Source organism: Roseateles saccharophilus (assembly GCF_004342485.1).
Classification (GTDB): domain Bacteria; phylum Pseudomonadota; class Gammaproteobacteria; order Burkholderiales; family Burkholderiaceae_C; genus Pelomonas; species Pelomonas saccharophila.
This window is the reverse complement of record NZ_SMBU01000001.1, coordinates 1-16009: the sequence shown is the minus strand read 5'-3', so window position 1 is coordinate 16009 and position 16009 is coordinate 1. Positions and strand designations below refer to the sequence as shown.

The window sequence follows — 16009 nt, the reverse complement described above, 5'->3', positions numbered from 1 at the left end:
TGAGGCCCGCCGTGCCCGACTCCGCCCCGCACAGCAGCATCGACGCCATCGCCGCCGGCCTGCAGGCCCAGGCCTATCTGCCCTCGCGCGAGCTGGCCACGGCCGCCTTCCTGGCGCTGCGCCTGGCGCGCCCGCTGCTGCTGGAAGGCGCGCCCGGCACGGGCAAGACGGCCATCGCCGCGGCCCTCGCGGCGGCCCTGCAAAGGCCGCTGATCCGCCTGCAGTGCTACGAGGGTCTGGACTTGGCCGCCGCGGCCTATGAGTGGAACTACGCGCGGCAGATGCTGGAGATCCGGCTCGCCCAGGCGCAGGACCACCAGCGCACGGCGGACGAGCTGTTCGCGCGCCGCTTCCTGATCGAGCGCCCGCTGCTGCAGGCCCTCACCACCACGCCCGCGCCGGTGCTGCTGATCGACGAGCTGGACCGCGCCGACGCGCCCTTCGAGGCCTTCCTGCTGGAGTTCCTGGCCGAGTTCCAGCTCAGCATCCCCGAGCTCGGCACCATCGCCGCAGCCACGCCGCCGCTGGTCGTGCTGACGAGCAACCGCAGCCGCGAGATCCACGACGCCGTGAAGCGCCGCTGCCTCTACCACTGGCTGGACTTCCCCGACGCCGCACGCGAGCTGGCCATCGTGCGCGCCCGTCTGCCGGGCGTGGACGCCGCACTGGCCCGACAGATCGTCGACTTCGTGCAGGGCCTGCGGCGGCTGGACCTCTACAAGCTGCCCGGCCTGGCCGAGACGCTGGACTGGTCACGCGCCCTCGTCGAGCTGAACGCGGTCAGCCTGGACCCGGCCACCGTGCAGTCGACGCTGGGCGTGCTGCTGAAATACCAGGACGACATCGCCCGCATGCAGGGCGGCGAGGCGGCGCGGCTGCTGGCGGAGCTGAGGCTGCGTGCCGGGGCCTGAGGCCGACCGTGGATCACCTGGCGGAGAACCTCGTCCACTTCGGCCGCGTGCTGCGCGCCGCCGGCCTGCCCGTCGGCACGGACCGGCTGATGCTCGCCACGCAGGCGCTGCAGGCCGGGGCCTTGGCCTCGCGGGCCGACTTCAAGGCCGCGCTGGCCGCCTGCCTCGTCGACCGGCCCGAGCACCGGCCGCTGTTCGAGCAGGCCTTCCACGTCTTCTGGCGCGACCCCGACCTGCTCGGCCGCATCATGGCCCTGCTGCTGCCCCAGGCCCAGGGCCGCGCCGGCGCGCCGCCACCGCCCGAGAACCGCCGCCTGGCCGACGCCCTGTTCCCGGCGCCGGCGCTACAGGAGCAGCCGCGCACCGAGCCGGTCGACATCGAGGCCCGCCTCGATGCCGGCAGCCGCGAACTGCTGCAACGCCGCGACTTCGACACGATGACGACCGCCGAATGGGCCGCCGCGCGCCAGGCCCTGGCCGCGCTGCAGCCGCAGCTGGCCCGGCGCCTGACGCGCCGCTTCGAGACCGCGCCACGCGGGCGCATCGCCTGGCGTGCGACGTTGCGCGCGGAAGGCCGCCACGCCGGCGCCCCGCCGCAGCGCGAGCGCGCCCGCCTGCGCCCGACGCCGCTGGTGCTGCTGGCCGACATCTCGGGTTCCATGGGCCGCTACTCGCGCGTGCTGCTGCACCTGGCCCAGGGCCTGCTGAACCCGGCAGCCGGCATGGGCGAGCGCCCCGTCGTCGAGGCCTTCGTGTTCGGCACGCGGCTGACCCGCATCACCCGCCAGCTGCGCCAGCGCGACCCCGACGCCGCGCTGGCCGCCGTGTCCGCGGCCGTGCCCGACTGGGCCGGTGGCACGCGCATCGCCGCCAACCTGCATGCCTTCAACCGCGACTGGGCGCGCCGTGTGCTCGGCGGCGGCAACGCGACGGTGCTGCTCGTCACCGACGGACTGGAGCGTTCGGACGACGACCCGGCCTGCGCCCGCCTGGGCTTCGAGGCCGAGCGGCTGCGCCTGTCCTGCGGCGAGCTGCTGTGGCTGAACCCGTTGCTGCGCTTCGCGGCCTTCGAGCCGCGCGCCGCCGGCGTGAAGGCCCTGCTGCCCCAGGTGAGCCGACATCTGCCGGTGCACGACCTGGACAGCGTGCAGCGGCTGGTTGCCGCGCTGGGCTGAGGCCCGTGGCCGGCCCGCTACAGGCCGCCCGGTTCATTGATACAGCTCAAGTTGCTGCGGTGGCCGGTCATGAGAATGACCTCAAGACCAACCGACTGGAGTTCTCGATGAACCATCCGACCGTGTTACTCGGTGGCCAGGGCCACAGGGCCGGGCCACGAGCCTGGGGGATCTGGGCCTTGACGCTGGGGCTCGCCGTGCTGGCGCTGGCCGCCAGGCCGGCCCAGGCCATCCCGCTGTTCAACCGCCAGACCGGGCAGAACTGCATGGCCTGCCATGCCGGCGGGCAGTTCCCCGAGCTGACGCCCTATGGCCGCATGTTCAAGCTGACCGGCTACACGCTGGGCCAGCGCACCTCGGTGCCGCTGTCGGTCATGGCCGTGGCGTCCGAAGCCTCGGTGGCCAACACCAGCAAGAGCCAGAGCCCGAGCTCGGACTTCCAGAAGGACAAGGATCTGATCTTCGCCACGGCCAGCCTGTTCGCCGGCGGCAAGATCACCGACAACGTCGGCGCCTTCGTGCAGGTCACCTACAACCCCTATGCCGTCACCAATGCCGATGGTTCCTTCTCGGGCCACACGAATGCCGACAACATGGACATCCGCTGGGCCGACCGCTTCATCAGCGGCGAGCGCGACCTCATCGTCGGCCTGAGCCTGAACAACAACCCCTCGGTGTCCGACCCCTGGAACACCGCAGCGGCCTGGATGCAGTACGTGCCCGTGCCCAGCCCGACGAGCTACCAGTTCATCGACGGCACGACGCCCTACCCCGGCTATTCGTCGGGCGGCAACATCGCCGGCCTGAACGCCTACGGCTTCCTGAACCGAACCTGGTATGGCGAGGTGGGCTTCTACGGCACGGCACGCGGGCCGCTGTCCTTCATGACGCGCGGCGTCGCGCCTCGCACCCAGATGCGCGGGCTCAACCCCTACTGGCGGCTGGCCTGGAACCATGAGTGGGGTGCCCACAGCCTGATGATCGGCACCGGCGGCATGGTGGCACGGGTCTACCAGGACGTGACCGACCCCGCGACCATCGACCGCTTCCGCGACTGGAGCATCGACGCGCAATACCAGTACCTGCTCGATCCGCACGCAGTCACGGCCCAGTTCGTCTACACCGGCAACCGGCACCGCTATCCGGCCGGTCAGGCCAACCAGCCGGTGGGCTTCGTCGATGCGGCCGGCAATGCGCTGGCCAATACCAGCGACAGTGACAGCAGCCACCTGCTGCGCGCCAAGCTCAGCTATGTCTACCAGGCGCGCTACGGCGGCAGCCTCAGCCTGTTCAGCCTGACGGGCACGACCAACACGGCCAACCAGAGTTCCGGCTTCGATCCGACGACGCTGAGCATCACGGCCACCGACCCCAATGCCACGCAGCTCTCGGTGCCGGTGAACGGCAACCTGTCCGGCAACCCCGGCACCCGCGGCTGGACGGTCGAGGCCTTCTGGATGCCGCTGCAATACATCCGCATCGGTGCCCAGTACACGATGTACTCGCGTTACAACGGCGCCGCGAGCAACTACGACGGCTTCGGCCGCAACGCCAGCGACAACAACTCGCTGTTCCTCTACATGTGGATGGCGTACTGAAGCCGCGGGAGAGTGTCATGACACGCACCAGACTCACGATTTCGCTGGCGGCCTGGGCCGCCCTCGCCCTGGCCGCCGGCTGCGCCAACCCCGAACGCTCGCGCGACGTGGCCAACCCGGCCGTGTCCGGCACGGTGCTCGCGCAGCAGGTCTGCTCGATGTGCCACGGCCTCACGGGAATGGCGGTGTCGCCGAACTTCCCCAACCTGGCCGGGCAGACGGATGTCTATCTGGCCGGCCAGCTCAAGAACTTCCGCGCCCAGCATCGCCGCGACCCCGCCGGCTTCGAATACATGTGGGGCCTGAGCCATGCGCTTACGGACGCCCAGATCGATGGCCTGGCCGGCTACTTCGCCGGGTCGGCGCCGCAACGCCAGCCGGTCGAAGGCGAGGCAGCCCGCATCGCCGCCGGTCAGCTCATCTTCGAGAACGGCGTTCCGGCCAAGAACGTCCCGGCCTGCGCCAGCTGCCACGGCGACAAGGGCCAGGGCAACAGCATCTTCCCGCGCCTGGCCGGCCAGCACCTGGACTATCTGGTCAAGCAGCTGACCGTGTTCCAGCGCACCGACGAACGCTCGGACGCACAGACCGTGCCGACCGGCGCCGTGATGAAGACCGTGGCGCATGAACTGGGCAAGGAGGACATCGCCAACGTGGCGGCCTACGCCCAGGCCCTGCCCAACCGCTGAACGGCGGGCCGGGCAAGGCGCCCCGTGTCTTTGCAGAGACGGGGCGCCGATCTGCGCAGCACCCGTGGCTTCAGTCCACCGTCAGGTCGACGGCGAATTGGTTGAATCCTGTGGGTCGGCTGGCCGACCGGCCGCAACCTGTCCAGAATCCTCAGAATGAACCTCACCGGCGCACAGATCCTGCCCGTGACCCAGGCGCAAGCCTGGGACGCGTTGAACGACACCGCGATGCTGCAGGCCGCCGTGCCGGGCTGCGAGGCGATCACGCCGTCGGGCGAGCACACCTACGACGTGTTGATGGGCGTGTCCATCGGGCCCGTGAAGGCGAAGTTCAAGGGCCGGCTCCAGCTCTCCGAGCTGAACCCGCCACACAGCTATCGCATCGGCTTCGAGGGTTCGGGCGGCGCAGCCGGCCACGGCAAGGGCCAGGCCGATGTGCGACTCGAAACCCTCGGCCCCGCCGAGACGCGGCTGAGCTATGCGGTCACGGCCAGCGTCGGCGGCAAGCTGGCCCAGGTCGGCTCGCGACTCGTCGACCTGGCCGCGCAGAAGCTGGCCGAGGACTTCTTCGCGCGCTTTCGGGCCGCGCTGCTCGAACGCCATCCGCCGCCGGCGGAGGCCCCGGCAGCGGCGGTGGCCAGCGGCTTTTGGCAGCGCCTGCGCGGCTGGCTGCGCCGCCTGTTCGGCTGAGGCCTTTGCAAGCCCGCCCCACCGCTTCGTGACAGGCTGAAACCAACCCGGGTTTTCCCGGCTGCCACGCTAGAATTCGCGCAAAACCGTCACGGGCCTGCCCCATCAGCAGGCCCGTCGCTTTTTTGACCGCCATGTCCAACCCCGCCCGCCGACTGCCGCACATCGACGCCCTGAAGGCGCTCGCCGCCCAGGCCATCGTGCTGCACCACCTGGTCAGCTACGGCCCCATCGCGCGTGCCGCGCATGCGGCTCTGCCGATGCTGGCCGGCGTGATGCACCAGTACGGGCGCATGGCGGTGCAGGTCTTCCTCGTCGTCGGCGGCTACCTCAGCGCCCGCGGGCTGTCGCCGCGTGGCCAGGCCCTGCAGGCCGCCGTGCCCGAGCTGCTGTGGCGGCGCTATCTGCGCCTGGTCCTGCCCTTCCTGGCCGCGCTGGCGCTGACGCTGGGCGCCTGCGGCCTGATCGCCTCGTCATGGCCCGAGCTCGTACCCACCGACATCAGCCCGGGCCAGCTGTTCGCCCATGCGCTGCTGCTGCACGACGTGCTGGGCTACGAGGCGCTGACGGTGGGCGCCTGGTATGTGGCCATCGACCTGCAGCTGTTCGCGCTGCTCGTCGGCCTGCTGTGGCTGGCGCGGCGCGGCTGGCGCCACCCGAGCCGCCTCGTCGTCGGCCCGCTGCTGGTGGCCGGCGCGGCGCTGGCCTCGGCCTTCATCTTCAACCGCCAGCCGGAGCTGGACGCCTTCGCGCCCTATTTCTTCGTCTCCTATGGCCTCGGCGCGCTGGTGCACTGGCTGGGCCTGTGGCGCCACCGCCGTGCCGGCCTCGTGCTGCTGGCTGCCGCCATCGGCGCGGCGCTGTGGCTGGACTGGCGCGACCGCCTCGCGCTGGCGCTGGCCACGGCCCTGTGGCTGGCCTGGGCCGGCGCGCGCCAGGCCGAGGCGCGCCCGCTGCTGCCCGCGGCCTGGGCGCCCACGCTGGCCCGCTGGGCCACGCCGTCCTATGCCCTGTTCCTGCTGCACTTCCCGGTGCTGCTGCTGACCAACGCGCTGCTGGCCAACCTGCCCGGAGCGACGCCGGCCGCCGGCCTCGTGCTGCTGGCCGCCACCTGGCTGCTGGCCAACGGCCTGGCCGTGCCCTTCCACCGCTGGGTGGAGGCCCCCGCCGCGCGCTTCGACCCGCTGGCCTGGCTGCCACGCCTGCGTACCGCCTGAACGGGGCAGCGCTGCCCGGCTGAGCGCGTGCTAATGTCACGCGCGTTCAGCCCCCCAGGACGCGCCCCATGACGACAGCCCCCCAGGCCGCGGCACCCAGCCGCGAGCAGCTGCTGCACAGCCTCTACGAGGCCGCCGAGCTGGAGCACAACCTGATGTGCACCTACCTCTACGCGGCCTTCAGCCTGAAGCGCGGCGAGGCTGAGGGCCTGAGCCCTGCCGAGGCCGAGGCCACCGAGCGCTGGCGCCGCGAGATCACCGCCGTCGCCATCGAGGAGATGGGCCATCTCGTCGCGGTCTGGAACATCACCGCAGCGCTGGGCGGCGCGCCGCGCCTGGGCCGCGGCAACTTCCCGCTCGACCCCGGCAACCTGCCGGCGCGCATCGTCGTGAAGCTCGCGCCCTTCAACGACGCGACGCTACAGCACTTCATCTACCTGGAGCGCCCCGAGGGCAGCGACGAGGAGGACGGCGAGGGGTTCTCGGCCGAGCACCTGTTCACACGTGGCTCGGCCGCGCCGCGCATCACGCCGATGGCGCGCGACTACGACACCGTCGGCCATTTCTACGCGACGCTAGGCGCCGACCTGGCCGCATTCGTCGCCGCGCATGGCGAGGCCGAGGCCTTCTGCGGCGACCGCTGGCTGCAGCTCGGCCCCGAGGAGCTCAACCTCTGTGGCGCCCGCCACGTGCTGTGCTCCAAGACCGCGCTGGCGGCCTTCGACGCCATCGTGCGCCAGGGCGAGGGCGCGCCCAGCGACAGCGAACGCTCCCACTACCAGCGCTTCGCCGCCATCCGCGCCGAGCTGGCCGGGCTGCGCGCGGCCCACCCCGGCTTCGCGCCGGCCTGGCCGGCCGCCACCAACCCGGTGCTGCGCCGCCCGCCGCGGCCCGAAGGCCGGGTCTGGCTGGAGAACCCGGCCGCCGCGGCCATCGTGGACCTGGCCAATGCCAGCTATGGCCTGATGCTGCGCCTGCTGGGCATGGCCTATCTGCAGCCCGGCCCGTCGGCCGAGAAGAGCCTGACCGTCGACCTGGCCCTGGGCCTGATGCGCGCCTTCACGCCGCTGGCGGAACATGCCGCGCGGCTGCCGGCCGGTCCCAGCAACCCTGGCTGCCATGCCGGCGCCAGCTTCACCGCGCTGCGCGACGCGGCGGGCTTCCCGCCCGGCCCGGCCGCGCGCCGCTTCGTGCGCGAACGCCTGGCCCAGCTCGCCGCAACCGGCGCGGCCCTGCATGCCGAGCTCGGCGCCGAGGCGACCGGCCGCGCCGCAGGCCAGTTGCTGTCGCTGAGCGAGCGCGCCGCGCGCGGGCTGGATCTGGCCGCACCGCTCGCCACGCCCGTGCATGCGGCGGCCGCCGCGCCCGCGCCGGCCGCGCCGCCCACCGAACTCGTCGACGGCATCGAGGTCGTGCAGGGCGGAAAGCTGGAGCTGCGTTTCGAGGCGAAGCGCTGCATTCATGCGCGCTTCTGCGTGACGGGGGCGCCCAAGGTCTTCCTGGCCAATGTGCAGGGGCCCTGGATCCACCCCGACGCGATGCCGGTCGAGCGCCTCGTCGACATTGCCCACGCCTGCCCCTCGGGCGCCATCCAGTACCGCCGCAAGGACGGCGAGGCCGACGAGGCACCGCCACCGGTCAACCTGCTGAGCGTGCGCGAGGCCGGCCCCTATGCGATCCGCGGCGCACTGACGCTGCGCGGCGAGCCGCTGGGCACGCGCGCCACGCTGTGCCGCTGCGGCGCGAGCAAGAACAAGCCCTTCTGCGACGGCAGCCACCACGACATCCATTTCGCCGCCACCGGCGAGCCCGAGACCGGCCTGCTCGGCCTGCCCACCGACATGCCGGCCACGCGCGACGGCCCCGTCGCCATCGAGCCCGAGCCCAACGGCCCGCTGCAGCTGCGCGGCCCCATCGAGGTGCTGAGCGGCACCGGCCGCATGGTCTGCCGCGTCAGCCAGGCGCGGCTGTGCCGCTGCGGCGGCAGCCAGACCAAGCCCTTCTGCGACGGCACGCACGCGCGCAATGGCTTCAGCGCCGACTAGCGGGCCCGCTCCCGCACCCGCCCCCATCGCGCGCCAGCGCGAGTCGCCTCACGAGATGGCGGCCCGCGTGCTCGTCACCGTGCTGGCCTGCATCGGCGGCGCGCTGATGGCGCTGGCCGGCCTGGAGTTCGCCACCGGCTACACCAACGCGATGTCCGGCCGGCGGCTGCTGATCGCCGCGGGCCTGTTGATCGCCGCGGGGCTGGGCCAGGGGCTGAGGCGCGCCGGGCGGCCCGGCTCGGCCAGCGTCGTCGCGCTGATCGTCGCGCTGCTGACGCTGGCCCTGCACGCGCTGCAGGCCGGTCTGGGCGTGCACGCGATGACCCTGCTGGCCGGCTGCCTGGGGATCACGCTCGGCGGCGCGCTGGCCGGCAGCGGCGCGGCCTGGCTGCTGACGGCGCTCTATCTCTTCATCGTCGCGATGCTGGCCCTGCTGGAGCTGCGCGGCGTCATCCCCGGCCAGGCCGCGATGTCGCAGGTGGGCCTGGCCGACTACCTGCTCACCCACGGGCTGATCGCCGCGACGGCCCTGCTCGCGGCGCTGCTGATCCAGCGCATCGTCGGCACCGCGCTGCGCAAGGCGCTGGGCGAGGAGGAGCGCCTGGCGCGCCTCGTGCAGGCCGCGCACAACTGGGCCTGGGAGGCCGACGCGAACTTCCGCGTCACCGCGCTGTCCGACGAGTTCGAGGCCCTGTCGGGCCACCGGCGCGAAGACTTCCTGCGCATGGGCGAGCCCGGCGGCGCGGCGCTGGTGCGCGATGCCGACTACCCGGCCCTGATCGAGGACATCCACGCCAAGCGCGCCTACCGCGACCGCGTCAACGGCTTTCGCGCGCCCGACGGCCGCCTGCTGTGGACGCTGACCTCGGGCGAGCCGGTGTTCGACGCCGCCGGTCGCCACACCGGCTGGCGCGGCGTCAGCCACAACATCACCGGCGAGCGCCTGGCGCTGCAGCAGCACCGGCGCACCGCCGACATGCTGGACCGGGTGCTGCGCGCCAGCCCCGACGCGATCTGCGTCGCCCGCATCGCCGACGGCCGCATCCGCTTCGCCAACACCGGCTTCTGCACGCTGGTCGGGCGTGCCCGTGAGGAGCTGATGGACCGCTCCGGCCGCGAGCTGGGCCTGTGGCCCGACAGCAGCGAGCCCAGGCGGCTGGCCACCGAGCTGGCCACGAGCGGCCTGGTGCGCGACTTCCGCTCGGCCATCCTGGTGCACGGCGAATGGCGCGACGTGCTCGTGTCCGCCGCGTCCCTGGAATGGGAAGGCGAGCCGGCGACGATGCTGATCGCGCGCGACATCACCGAGCGCGAACGCGCCCGCATCGAGGCCGTGGCCATCCTCGACCACGCCAGCGTCGGCATCGCGCTGACCCGCGGCGAGCGCTTCGAGCGCGTGAACCGCCACTGGCAGGACATCTTCGGCGGCACCGAGCCGCAGCTGGCCGACGGCAGCGCCAGCCTGCCCACCGCCCTGGAGATCGCCAGCGCGGCGCTGGCCTTCGAGCGCGACTTCGTCCGCCCCGACGGCCGCCGCATCACCGTGCAGTTCAACGCCCGCGGTCTGCCGGCCACGCTGGCCGGCCGCAGCGCCGCCGAACACGCGACGCTGTGGGTGGCCGAGGACGTCACCGAGCGCCGCCGCCAGGAGCGCGAACTGCAGGCCGCCAAGCAGCAGGCCGAGGCGGCCAGCCATGCCAAGAGCGCCTTCCTCGCGACGATGAGCCACGAGATCCGCACGCCGCTCAACGGCGTGCTGGGCCTGGCGCGCCTGCTGCAGCAGTCCGACCCCGGCGAGGCGCGCCGGCCGCAATACCTGGGCCATCTCGTCGGCGCCGCCGAGTCGCTCAACGAGATCGTCTCCAACGTGCTGGACCTGTCCAAGATCGAGGCCGGCCACCTGGAGCTAGAGAAGACCGAGTTCGACCTGCACGCGCTGGCCCAGGCCGGCTTCGAGGGCTGCGCCGCGCTGGGCCGCGAGCGCGGCCTGGACATGCAGATCGAGCTCGCGCCGGGCCTGCCGCGCATGGTCGTCGGCGACCCGCTGCGGGTGCGCCAGATCATGGCCAACTTCCTCGTCAACGCGCTGAAGTTCACCGAGCGCGGCCACATCCGCCTGGCCCTGTCGCCGATCGGCGCCGGGCGCGTGCGGCTGGCCGTGCAGGACAGCGGCATCGGCGTGCCGCCGGAGCTGCAGCAGCGCCTGTTCCGCCCCTTCGCCCAGGCCGACGACTCGACGACGCGACGCTTCGGCGGCACCGGCCTGGGCCTCTCCATCTGCCGCGAGCTGGCCGCGCGCATGGACGGCCGCGTCGGCCTGGACAGCGACGGCACGCACGGCTCCAGCTTCTGGGCCGAACTGGCCCTGCCTGCGGCGCAGGCGCCCGCCGAGCTGCCGGTGCGCGCAGCCGGCCCGGCCGTGCGCTACCCGCTGGCCGGCCAGCGCCTGCTCGTCGCCGAAGACAACCCGGTCAACCGCCTCATCATCACGGCCCTGCTGCAGCGCCTGGGCGCCGAGGTCGTCGAGGCCGAGGACGGCGAGCAGGCCGTCCGCATCGCGCGCGCCCAGGCCCAGCGCCTGGATGGCGTGCTGATGGACCTGCACATGCCCCGCATCGACGGCCTCGAGGCCACGGCCCTGCTGCGCGCCGACGCTGCCACCGCCAAGCTGCCCATCCACGCCTTCACCGCCGCCGTGCTCGACCAGGAACGCCAGGCCGCGCTCGCCGCCGGCATGAACGGCTTCATCGCCAAACCCGTCGCCGAGGCCGAGGTCATCAAGGTACTAGGCAGGCAGTAAAAGGAGAACCATGTCCATCCGCATCGTCCAACTCGGCAGCCCGCGCGCGCCGGACGAAGGCAGCCGCATCGGCACCGTGCGCCGCCCGCCGCGCGGCGTGCCCAAGGCCGAGTTCGCGTCACGCGACTTCTACGACGTCTGGTTCCCCAACCTCGCGCCCAGCATCGAGACGATGAAACTGGGCCAGGCCGCCGAGACGCCGGCCGACTGGCTGGCATTCACGAAGAAGTACCGCAGGGAGATGGCCGAGCCCGAGGCGCAGCACGCGATCGCGCTGCTGGCCACGCTGTCGGCGCAGACGAATTTCTCGGTCGGCTGCTATTGCCAGGACGAGGCGAAATGCCATCGGTCGGTGCTGCGCGCCCTGCTGCAGGACGCGGGTGCCCGGTTGGCGCCGTGACGGCTGTCGAAGGGGGGTCTCGCGTTCAGCGCAGGATCAGTGTTCGTGTTGAGTGTTGAAGCTTGCCGCCTTGTTTTCGCTGGGTTCCTGCGCTCGCAGGAAAGAACTGCGCTCGTGCGTCTGGTTTTTCATAAATTCCTGCCTTCGAGGGAATATCCATCTTTCGAAGCTTTGCGACCTTACAAATTCCTTCGACCATAGGAATATTTATAGACGGCGGAGCCGAATGAGGGATAATTCCTGAGAAGGTAGGAACGCTCATGAACATCCCCCTCACGTCCGTGCTTGAGGCCGGAATCGCCATTCGAACGCTACGCAAACGCGCAGGCATTCGCATCGACGACTTCGCCATGACCGCTGGCGTGAGCAAGCAGTTCATGACCGACCTGGAAAATGGCAAGGCGACCGTGCAGATGGGCAAGGTGCTGCAGATGCTGCAGCGTTTGGGCCTCAAGGTGGGTCTGGAGTTGCCACCTGCTGACGTCTCGGCCTTTCAGCTGGAGCTGAACAAGGCCCTGGCACGCCGCGCGGCGTCTTCGAAGGGCGCCTCCGATGCCTGAACTCGCACCCGAGGCGCCGGTCGAGCCGCCCGTGCTACCCGAGGGAGGCCGGCGACTGGACATCTTCATCAACCAGGTGCAGTTGGGCTCCCTGCATGAGGACAACGACCTGTGGACGCTGGTGTACCTGCCACAGTGGGTGGACCGGCCTGACAGCTTCGACCTGTCGCCAGCGCTGCCCCGCAGCCAGCTCCTGCATCGCGACGGCGCGACGCTGCGCCCGGTGCAGTGGTACTTCGACAACCTGCTGCCCGAGGAGAAGCTGCGCGAGCTGATCGCGGCGGACGCTCACCTGCGCAACCATGACGACGCGTTTGCGCTGCTGGAGTATCTGGGCGCTGAGTCGGCGGGCTCGCTCACCTTGCTGCCGCCCGGCGAGTCGCCGCAAACCCGCCTCACCCTCAAGCCCTTGCCGTACAAGGAGCTGAGCCGGCGCATCCTGGGTCTGCCTCGCACGACGCTCACGCGGGAGGCCCCAAAGCGGATGTCCTTGGCTGGAGCCCAGCACAAGATGCTGGCGGTGCTCAAGGGCCGGGACGTGTACGAGCCGGTGGGCTCCACGCCCTCGACCCACATCCTCAAGCCCGACCATCCTGCGAGCGACACCTACCCGGCATCGACCTACCTGGAGTGGCTCACGATGCGGCTGGCTTCTGCGGCGAAGCTGGCGACGCCACCGGTGGAGCTGCTGCATGTGCCGCAACCGGTATATGCCATCGAGCGGTTCGACCGTCAGTTCGACCGTGCGGACTTCGCACCCGAGACGGCGGCAACCCCTCCTGCCGTGCAGCGGGTCCACGTCATCGACGCGTGCCAGCTGCTCAACAAGTCTCGAATGTTCAAGTACGGCGCTGGCGTGCAGGTGCTGCGCGAGCTGTCGCAAGCCTGTGAAGACAAGCTGACCACGCCGGTGCTGCTGTTCCGGTGGCTGGTGTTCAACTTGCTGGTGGCCAACGACGACTGCCACCTGAAGAACCTTTCCTTCCTGGTCACGCCGGGCCGTGTGGACCTCTCTCAGCACTACGACCTGCTGGCCACCGGGGTCTATCACACACGGGCCGTTGCAGACGAGCAGGGACGCTGGCCGGCGGTTCCTCTGGCCGTGCGGCTGTCGCCGGAGGTCGCACGCTTCGACCAGGTCACGCCTGAAGCGGTCCTGGCTGCAGCGGCCACGCTGGGCGTGCCGGAAAAGCTCGCGCTCAGGACCGTCCGGGAAGTGGTCACGCGGGTACTGGGTGCCTTCGATGCTCTGTATGCCGAGCACTATCCGCAGCAAGAGGGCTTGATGGCGCAGCTGAAGGCCAAGGACTTCAAGGGGCCGGAGTTCGAAGCCCGGGGCGAGCCTGCGGCCTCGGGGCCGGAAAACGCGGCCGCACAAGTCTCCGCGCCAGAGCGAGCCCAGCAGCTGAAGCTTCTTCGCGTGCTACGGCACATCGTGCTGCCTGAGATGGTTCCCCGCGTGCTGGCGTAGCGATGCCTTAACCGGGCTAGACGCGTGCCGGTCAGTGGCGAGAAGTGTCGCCATTGCCGGGAACCGCCCATCGCTGCCCTTCGCACGGCGCGACATTCAGCCCGATCAAGGGCTTGCGGACTTCGTGCTCACCAAGTCCTGAACTGCTTGCTCATTCAAGTCTGAACTTTTGCAGTTTCCGTTCACTCAACTTTGAACTTTTCGGCGCTGACGCCCCATCTCGACTGCGCCGCCGACCTAGCGCCCCAAGTCGGGCCCCGGCTTGCGCAGCTCGGAGACCGTGCCGCGCCCGCCCTTGAATTTGACTTCAACTCGACTGCCCAAAGCCGGCACAGCGTCCAGCGAGCGGCCTTCATGGATCACGATTCGCCGTCGACCGATGTCCTGCGCGACGTGCCGGGCTGTCACGGCGACGATGGGCCCGTGATAGGCATGATCCAACGCGCCGGATCGCTCCGGCGAGCCATCAAATCCCTGCCGCTGAAGGTCGGCACGCATGGAGGCCTCAGACTGCGCTGTCACACGTTCTTCTTCTGACTGCAGGCCTTGCTGTTCGAGCAGGATCTCTGCATCCAGCATCGCCTGCACGATCTCGGCCTGGCGCCGATCACGGTTGCGTTTCAACTCCGGCCGATCGGGCGCCTCCGCAGCCAGCCATGGGTATTTCGGCGCAACGTGACCGCCCATTTCGGCATCGTGACCGGTCCTTTCGGTCATCGTGACCGACTCCCCATTTCGGCTCATCGTGACCGACCGTTTCGGCATAGTGACCGCCCATTTCGGCGATCGTGACCGCCGTGACGGCGCCCCGTAAGGGCCGCGCCGGTCTTGCCGGCAGTGCTGCGTAGAGAACGCAACCCGGGCCTCCTACCCTCGACGGTTTTTGCCTTCGAGCCGCGGAATGCCCAAGCAACGAATCTCTCTACGCATGATCAAAGATGTCATCCGCCTGAAGTGGCACGCGAAGCTCTCGCACGAGCAGGTCGCCACCGCCTTGAAGATCTCCAAGGGCGTCGTCGCCAAGTACGTCAGCCTGGCCACCGCCGCGGGCCTGGACTGGGACACCGTCCAGGATTGGAGCGAGCAGCAGCTCTCGACGGCTTTGCAGCCGCGCTCCAGTGCTGCCCTTCCCATCGTCGTTCCGGACTGGGCCCGCATCCACCGCGAGCTCGACCGCAAGGGCATGACGCTGATGCTGCTGTGGCAGGAATACCTGGCCGCCAACCCGCAGGGCCGCACCTGGCGCTACACGCAGTTCTGCGAGCACTACAAGGCCTTCGCGGCCACGCTCAAGCGCTCGATGCGCCAGCACCGTCGTGCTGGGGAAAAGATGTTCGTCGACTACGCCGGCTCGACGGTGCCGCTCAGCGACGGCGCCCGCGCCCAGGTCTTCGTCTCGGCCATGGCCGCTTCCAGCTGTGTGTTCGCCTGCGCAACGCCCGCGCAGCGCCTGGAAGACTGGATCGCCGGCATGGTGCGCGCGCTGCACTTCTACGGCGGCGTGCCGCAACTCGTGGTGCCGGACAACGCGACAGCGGTGATCGCGTCGGCCGACCGCTACGAGCCGCGCGCCAACGACACGGTGCAGGACTTCGCCCGCCACTACGGCACCTCGGTGCTCCCGGCACGGCCACGTTCGCCAAAGGACAAAGCCACCGCAGAAAGTTCGGTCCAAGTCGTGGGTCGCTGGGTGCTGGCGCGGCTGCGCCACCACCGCTTCGACACCGTCGCGCAGGTCGATGCGGCCATCGCCGAGCTGCTGCCCAGCGTGAACGACCGCCCCTTCCAGAAACTGGCCGGCAGCCGCGCCAGCGTGTTCGCCGAGCTGGACAAGCCGGCCCTGATGCCGTTGCCCCCGCAGCGCTACGAACTCGCGCGCTTCAAGACCGTGAAGGTCCACATCGATTACCACATCGAGGTCGACGGCCACCGCTACAGCGTGCCCCATTCGCTGGTGGGCCAGGTGCTGGAGGCGCGGCTCACGCAGCACGGCGTGGAGCTGCTGCTGCGCGGCCAGCGCGTGGCCGCCCATGCCCGCAGCAGCCGGCGCGGCGGCTTCACGACGGTCGATGCCCACATGCCGGCCGCGCACCGGGCGCACCTGTCCATCCGGGCGCCACTCGGTCGTGTTCGGAGCTTGCACTCTCGCAGCTCAACAGCCCAGGTCAGAGCCCGATCAACCCGGGACCTTTTTCAGGTTCCCAATCCCAGGAAAGTCCAACGACCCGTCGTCATGCCCCTTCAGGACGAGCGTCCCCTTTGGGCTGCGAATCTTGACATCTTTGCCGTCAACCTCGTATTCCCATTCGACCGCGCCAAGGTAAACAGCCTTGCCGTTCGGCTTGAGGGTGAGAACCACTGTTACGTCCCGCGTAGATTTCGGCTCGCGATCCCAAGCTATTCGAGGTTGAGTCAAGGCTGCTGTCTCGCGAAGAATTGGACGGGACTCGCAC

At 70.4% G+C, this 16009-nt stretch carries 14 protein-coding genes; 12 read left to right on the top strand and 2 right to left on the bottom strand.

Translation table 11 applies throughout. From position 1 onward, the window contains the following. Nucleotides 1–11: 11 nt before the first annotated feature. From EV671_RS00070 to EV671_RS00030, 9 genes are all read left to right on the top strand, one after another. The gene (locus EV671_RS00070) at nt 12–911 is read left to right on the top strand and encodes an AAA family ATPase (protein ID WP_243655522.1); all 900 of its coding nucleotides are present in this window, start codon (nt 12–14) and stop codon (nt 909–911) included. Between the two features lie 8 nt (nt 912–919). Continuing rightward, nucleotides 920–2086 carry a vWA domain-containing protein gene (locus tag EV671_RS00065; protein ID WP_243655521.1) on the top strand — a complete coding sequence of 389 codons (1167 nt, stop codon included), beginning with the start codon at nt 920–922 and terminating at the stop codon, nt 2084–2086. Nucleotides 2087–2193: 107 nt separating this feature from the next. Continuing rightward, complete coding sequence (locus EV671_RS00060) at nt 2194–3684, top strand: cytochrome C (RefSeq protein ID WP_243655520.1); 1491 nt, start codon at nt 2194–2196, stop codon at nt 3682–3684. 17 nt (nt 3685–3701) lie between these two features. Further along, complete coding sequence (locus EV671_RS00055; RefSeq protein ID WP_132568983.1) at nt 3702–4373, top strand: c-type cytochrome; 672 nt, start codon at nt 3702–3704, stop codon at nt 4371–4373. Between the two features lie 156 nt (nt 4374–4529). Then, nucleotides 4530–5063, top strand: coding sequence for an SRPBCC family protein (locus tag EV671_RS00050; protein WP_132568982.1), 534 nt, complete (start codon nt 4530–4532; stop codon nt 5061–5063). Between the two features lie 134 nt (nt 5064–5197). After that, nucleotides 5198–6280 carry an acyltransferase family protein gene (locus EV671_RS00045; RefSeq protein WP_132568981.1) on the top strand — a complete coding sequence of 361 codons (1083 nt, stop codon included), beginning with the start codon at nt 5198–5200 and terminating at the stop codon, nt 6278–6280. 68 nt (nt 6281–6348) lie between these two features. Beyond that, nucleotides 6349–8325 carry a ferritin-like domain-containing protein gene (locus EV671_RS00040; RefSeq protein ID WP_132568980.1) on the top strand — a complete coding sequence of 659 codons (1977 nt, stop codon included), beginning with the start codon at nt 6349–6351 and terminating at the stop codon, nt 8323–8325. Further along, a complete protein-coding gene (locus EV671_RS00035; protein WP_132568979.1) occupies nt 8306–11125 on the top strand; it encodes a PAS domain-containing hybrid sensor histidine kinase/response regulator in 2820 nt (939 codons plus the stop codon). Before EV671_RS00040 ends, EV671_RS00035 begins: the two co-directional genes overlap by 20 nt. Nucleotides 11126–11135: 10 nt before the next feature. Continuing rightward, on the top strand, nt 11136–11525 hold the full coding sequence (locus tag EV671_RS00030; protein ID WP_132568978.1) for a DUF488 domain-containing protein: 390 nt from the start codon (nt 11136–11138) through the stop codon (nt 11523–11525). Nucleotides 11526–11550: 25 nt separating this feature from the next. On the opposite strand, the gene EV671_RS00025 is transcribed toward EV671_RS00030, so the two are convergent. Beyond that, nucleotides 11551–11787, bottom strand: a complete 237-nt coding sequence (locus tag EV671_RS00025; RefSeq protein ID WP_132568977.1) for a hypothetical protein — start codon at nt 11785–11787, stop codon at nt 11551–11553. Here EV671_RS00025 and EV671_RS00020 point away from each other — a divergent pair. Then, complete coding sequence (locus tag EV671_RS00020; RefSeq protein ID WP_132568976.1) at nt 11786–12085, top strand: helix-turn-helix domain-containing protein; 300 nt, start codon at nt 11786–11788, stop codon at nt 12083–12085. The two genes, EV671_RS00025 and EV671_RS00020, sit on opposite strands and share 2 nt — an antisense overlap. Continuing rightward, the gene (locus EV671_RS00015; RefSeq protein WP_132568975.1) at nt 12078–13556 is read left to right on the top strand and encodes a HipA domain-containing protein; all 1479 of its coding nucleotides are present in this window, start codon (nt 12078–12080) and stop codon (nt 13554–13556) included. Before EV671_RS00020 ends, EV671_RS00015 begins: the two co-directional genes overlap by 8 nt. A 237-nt stretch (nt 13557–13793) precedes the next feature. Here the strand turns inward: EV671_RS00015 and EV671_RS00010 are convergent, their stop codons facing one another. Further along, entirely contained in the window at nt 13794–14273 is a 480-nt protein-coding gene (locus EV671_RS00010; protein WP_132568974.1) for a KfrB domain-containing protein, read from the bottom strand. 184 nt (nt 14274–14457) lie between these two features. On the opposite strand from EV671_RS00010, the gene istA reads away from it, so the two are divergent. Continuing rightward, nucleotides 14458–16009: IS21 family transposase (gene istA, locus EV671_RS00005; RefSeq protein WP_243655519.1), on the top strand; the 1552-nt coding region annotated here is incomplete at its 3' end.

What these genes read in the sequence shown, in the direction of transcription:
- EV671_RS00060 (WP_243655520.1), top strand. Translation starts at nt 2,194, where the DNA reads ATGAACCATCCGACCGTGTTACTCGGTGGCCAGGGCCACAGGGCCGGG.
- EV671_RS00055 (WP_132568983.1), top strand. Translation starts at nt 3,702, where the DNA reads ATGACACGCACCAGACTCACGATTTCGCTGGCGGCCTGGGCCGCCCTC.
- EV671_RS00050 (WP_132568982.1), top strand. Translation starts at nt 4,530, where the DNA reads ATGAACCTCACCGGCGCACAGATCCTGCCCGTGACCCAGGCGCAAGCC.
- EV671_RS00045 (WP_132568981.1), top strand. Translation starts at nt 5,198, where the DNA reads ATGTCCAACCCCGCCCGCCGACTGCCGCACATCGACGCCCTGAAGGCG.
- EV671_RS00040 (WP_132568980.1), top strand. Translation starts at nt 6,349, where the DNA reads ATGACGACAGCCCCCCAGGCCGCGGCACCCAGCCGCGAGCAGCTGCTG.
- EV671_RS00035 (WP_132568979.1), top strand. Translation starts at nt 8,306, where the DNA reads ATGGCTTCAGCGCCGACTAGCGGGCCCGCTCCCGCACCCGCCCCCATC.
- EV671_RS00030 (WP_132568978.1), top strand. Translation starts at nt 11,136, where the DNA reads ATGTCCATCCGCATCGTCCAACTCGGCAGCCCGCGCGCGCCGGACGAA.
- EV671_RS00020 (WP_132568976.1), top strand. Translation starts at nt 11,786, where the DNA reads ATGAACATCCCCCTCACGTCCGTGCTTGAGGCCGGAATCGCCATTCGA.
- EV671_RS00025 (WP_132568977.1), bottom strand. Translation starts at nt 11,787, where the DNA reads ATGAGCGTTCCTACCTTCTCAGGAATTATCCCTCATTCGGCTCCGCCG.
- EV671_RS00015 (WP_132568975.1), top strand. Translation starts at nt 12,078, where the DNA reads ATGCCTGAACTCGCACCCGAGGCGCCGGTCGAGCCGCCCGTGCTACCC.
- EV671_RS00010 (WP_132568974.1), bottom strand. Translation starts at nt 14,273, where the DNA reads ATGACCGAAAGGACCGGTCACGATGCCGAAATGGGCGGTCACGTTGCG.